We start from the raw sequence: 4,088 nt of genomic DNA, 5'->3' as shown, positions 1-4,088 counted from the left end.
GCCGTGGTGGCCGAGCCCGCCCTGCGCGATGGGCGCCTCACCGTGGACTTCGAGGATCCCGAGGGCCAGCGCCTCGCCCTGGTCGATGACGGCGGCACCGGCCCGGAGCACCCGTGGGACGCCTCCCCGGTGCCGGCGGCCTACCAGATCCGCGGGCTGGGCCCGATCCGGCTGTCCGTGCCGGCCCCTTCCCGCACCGCTGCCGTGTTGACCGATCTGCTCGGCATGCGCCTGTCGCGGCGCTTCGAGACCGGCGACGGCCCGGTCGAGGTCTACGCCATGGGCCCCGGAGGCCCGGCTGCCGAGGTCCAGCTCCTGGCCGACGCCGCCCCGGCGGCGCAGCAGGGCGCGGGCGCGGTCCACCACGTCGCCTTCCGCATTCCCGATGCGGATTACGACGCCTGGGCCGACCGGCTGAAGGCCGCCCGGGTCCCGAGCAGCGGGCCGGTGGACCGCTACTACTTCCGCAGCCTGTATTTCCGCGAGCCCAACGGCATCCTGTTCGAGATCGCCACCGACGGGCCGGGCTTCACCGCCGACGAGCCGTTGGAGAGCCTCGGCGCGCGCCTCGCCCTGCCGCCGTTCCTGGAGCCGCGCCGCGCGGAGATCGAGGCGGGGCTGAACCCGCTCCGGCCGGTCACCGCCGGTTAAAATATTCGAACGATTCCAGGCGATTCACTTCTTCGGCAGGTGTGATCCTGGCGCGCCTTGACGAGCGTGCTGCAACTGCGAAAGAAGCATCCGATCAGGGGTTCGACGTCCGGATCCCGGCGAGACCGCTCCCGGGGTCCGCCCCCGTAGCCGCGGGGCGGCGGCCGCCCGCCGAACCCCATGCGCCCCGATCCATCGGGGGCGTGGGCCGAGCATCAGAGGATTCGAGGACTGATCCGTCGATGAGCAAGTTCTACGAGGAGCGCGTTCTGTCGGTGCATCACTGGACCGACAACCTGTTCTCGTTCCGCACCACGCGGGATCCGGCGTTCCGGTTCCGCAACGGCGAGTTCACCATGATCGGCCTCGAGGTCGAGGGTCGGCCGCTGCTGCGCGCCTACTCGGTGGTCTCGGCCAACTACGAGGAGGAGCTCGAGTTCTTCTCGATCAAGGTGCAGGACGGTCCGCTGACCTCCAAGCTCCAGCACCTCAAGGTCGGCGACCCGATCATCGTCGGCAAGAAGCCCACCGGCACCCTGGTGCTCGACAACCTGCTGCCGGGCCGCAACCTCTACCTGCTCGGCACCGGCACGGGGCTCGCGCCGTTCCTGTCGATCATCAAGGATCCGGAGACCTACGACCGGTTCGAGAAGGTCGTGCTGGTCCATGGCTGCCGCCAGGTTCAGGAGCTGGCCTACGGCGAGACCATCAACGAGTCCCTGCCCAAGCACGAGTTCCTGGGCGAGATGATCTCGAACCAGCTGATCTACTACCCCACCGTGACCCGCGAGCCGTTCCGCAACCGCGGCCGGATCACCGACCTGATGGTCTCGGGCAAGCTGTTCGCGGATATCGGCCTGCCGGCGATGTCGGTGGAGAACGACCGCTTCATGCTCTGCGGCAGCCCCGACATGATCCGCGACACTCGCGAGCTGCTCAGCACCGGCGGTTATGAGGAAGGCAACCACGGCGAGGGCGGCCACTACGTGATCGAGAAGGCCTTCGTCGAGAAGTAGTTTTTTTTGGACATTGGGTTCAGCCCGGTGCGGTCCGCCGCGCCGGGCTTTTTTGTGCGTCTGCGACAGCGTTCATCGTTGCCCGCTCGCGATGACGGCGCGGCTCGCGAACGCGCTGCCGGCCGGGATCCCGCTACCGCTCCCCCTGCGGCACCGGCGGCACGCCGTCCGCGAAGGGGCCACCGCCGGCGCTGAACAGCTTGCGCAGGAAGCCCGGGGCGATCGCCGAGAGCGGGTTCACGCTCACGTCCGGCGAGGCGAGCTTGCCGGAGACGCGGAAGTTCACCGCGAACAGGCCCTCGTTGTGCCCGCCCCCGAGCAGCGGCCCGAGCAGCGGCAACTGCGAGGCGACGTTGTTGAGACCGTAGAGCGGCACGAAGGTGCCGGTCATGTCGGTGCGCTCCCGGCCGGTATCGAGCCAGCCGGACAGGGTGAAGCCCATCGCGGCGTTCGAGATCGCCGCGTCGCTGAAGTCGACCCGGCTGCCGCTGCGCACGAAGTTGGCCCGCATCCGGTCGAAGGTGACGTCGCCGGCCGCCCGGCCCGGGGCGATCCGGCGGCCGCGGACCGTCTCCGCCTCGGAGGGCTCCGGCCCCTGCGCCATGATGCTCGACAGGGCCGGCTCGTTGCGGAGCGAGAAGTCCCGGATCTGAACCACGCCGGCCTGCGGGCCGTCGTTGAGGCCGATCCCGGCGGTGAGGCGCCCGCCATACATCCGCCGGTAGACGTCGACGAAGCGCAGCGTCGCGCCGGCATCGGCCGACTCGACGGCCAGCGTCGGCACGCCGCGCTCGCCCCTTGTGACGCTGGCGGCGAACGCCGCCGCGCGGAAGCGCCCGGTGATGTTGGCCGCCCGCAGGGTCCGGCCGTGCAGCGACAGCCGCAGGTTGGCGTTGGTCAGCGCCTCGTCGTTGAAGCCCGCCACGATCGGCACCTGGATGTCGGCGTCGACATCCTTCGGGTTGGACTCCTTCGCCTCCTTGCCGCCCTTGGCGTCCGGGCCGCCCAGGGATTTGAGGAACGGGCGCGCATCGACCACCGCGCCGCGGACCACGACCTTGTAGCCGTTGCCGGTGCGGTCGAGGCTCACCCGCAGGTCGTCGCCCGGCGACAGCTTGACGTTCGTCAGGTCGGCGCGCTCCAGGCCGCCCTCCGGGCTGATCGTGAGGCTGCCGCGCGCGGAGGCCGGGGCGGCGTCGAGGGCGAAGTCGCGCAGCTCGTAGGTCTGGCCGGCATCCACCAGCGTGAAGCTGAGGCGGCCCGGCTTGCCCGCCAGCTTGGTCAGCCCGGGCACCAGCCCGTCGATGCCGGCCCTGGCGAGATCCGCCTCGACCCGGATCGGCGGCTTGGCCGTTCCCGGGCGCCCGATCGGCACCACGGCGCGGACCGGGATGGTGCCGGACAGCTGCGGCGCGGTCGGCAGGCCCTTCTTGCCGCGCAAGGCCTCGTCGAGGGCCACGGTGACCACCGCCTCGCCGGGCTGGCCGACCTTGGGCTGGCGCATGTCCACCGCGATGGGGGCGCCCGCGACCCGGCCGTCGCCCTTCAGGGTGAAGGCGCCGCGGTCGTACAGCAGGGAGAACCGGCCCGAATCCAGCCGGTCCTTGCCCATCACCTTGTCGACCGAGAGGTCGGAGAGCGTCCCGGACAGGGTCACGGGCAGGCTCGGCAGGTCGGGCACGTGCTTGAGGTCGAGGGGGAAGTCGACGCGCAGGTCGGCATTGCCCTTGATCGTGGCCGGGTCGAGATCGACGCTCATCAGGCTCTTGAACAGCTTCGCCTGGAGCACCGAGGCCATGCCGTCGGCCCCCCCGGTGAGCCGCATGCCGATCTGCGCCACGACCTTGTCCGGCGTGATCTGCGGGATCACGAAGCTGCCGTCGGTGACCGTGAGCCCGCGGCCGTCCGGGCCGTGGATCTCCGCGGTCACGTTGCGCACGGTGGTCGAACGGCCGGTGATGGTCCCGGAGACGTTGCCCTTCACCACCGGCGGCGCGTCGGCGGTGACGTCCAGCGCCGCGTCGGAGACGCGGAAGTCGATATGCACCGCGTCGTCGGGGGCGGGCTCGCCCTTGGTCGCGGCGGCCAGCACGGTGCCGGACATCTTCACGCGGATGTCCACGGCGTCGATCCGGCCGCGCCGCAGCTGGTCCACCAGGTAGGTGCGGGCCGGCGGGGCGATATGCTCCGGCCACAACCGCAGCCCGGTCCGGACCTCGCCGTCATGGCCGAGGATGCGCAGGGTCAGGCCGCCCTCGTCGGCGGCGGTGCCGATCGTGCCGGAGATCACCCCCTGGACGCCCGGGGCCGCCACGTTGAGCGCGTCGATGGCGATGCCGCCGTCCCGGCCGGTGAGCTGCGCGTCGATCGCGTCGATCTTCACCGGCGCGTCCTGCGGGGTCGCGCCGCGCAGGACGGCGT

3 protein-coding genes are annotated in these 4,088 nt (G+C 71.2%); 2 read left to right on the top strand and 1 reads right to left on the bottom strand.

Annotated features, from left to right (window positions below):
* Both FV228_RS22215 and FV228_RS22210 read left to right on the top strand, forming a co-directional pair.
* The coding region (locus tag FV228_RS22215; RefSeq protein ID WP_147856588.1) for a VOC family protein at positions 1-651 on the top strand (651 nt) is incomplete at its 5' end.
* Between the two features lie 242 nt (positions 652-893).
* Entirely contained in the window at positions 894-1,667 is a 774-nt protein-coding gene (locus tag FV228_RS22210) for a ferredoxin--NADP reductase (protein WP_147856587.1), read from the top strand.
* Between the two features lie 133 nt (positions 1,668-1,800).
* Here the strand turns inward: FV228_RS22210 and FV228_RS22205 are convergent.
* Positions 1,801-4,088: DUF3971 domain-containing protein (locus tag FV228_RS22205; protein WP_147856586.1), on the bottom strand; the 2,288-nt coding region annotated here is incomplete at its 5' end.

Origin of the sequence: Methylobacterium sp. WL18 (assembly GCF_008040015.1) — a bacterium.
In the GTDB taxonomy this organism is placed as follows: domain Bacteria; phylum Pseudomonadota; class Alphaproteobacteria; order Rhizobiales; family Beijerinckiaceae; genus Methylobacterium; species Methylobacterium mesophilicum.
The sequence above is the reverse complement of the archived record's forward strand: the minus strand, read 5'-3'. Positions and strand labels throughout refer to the sequence as shown.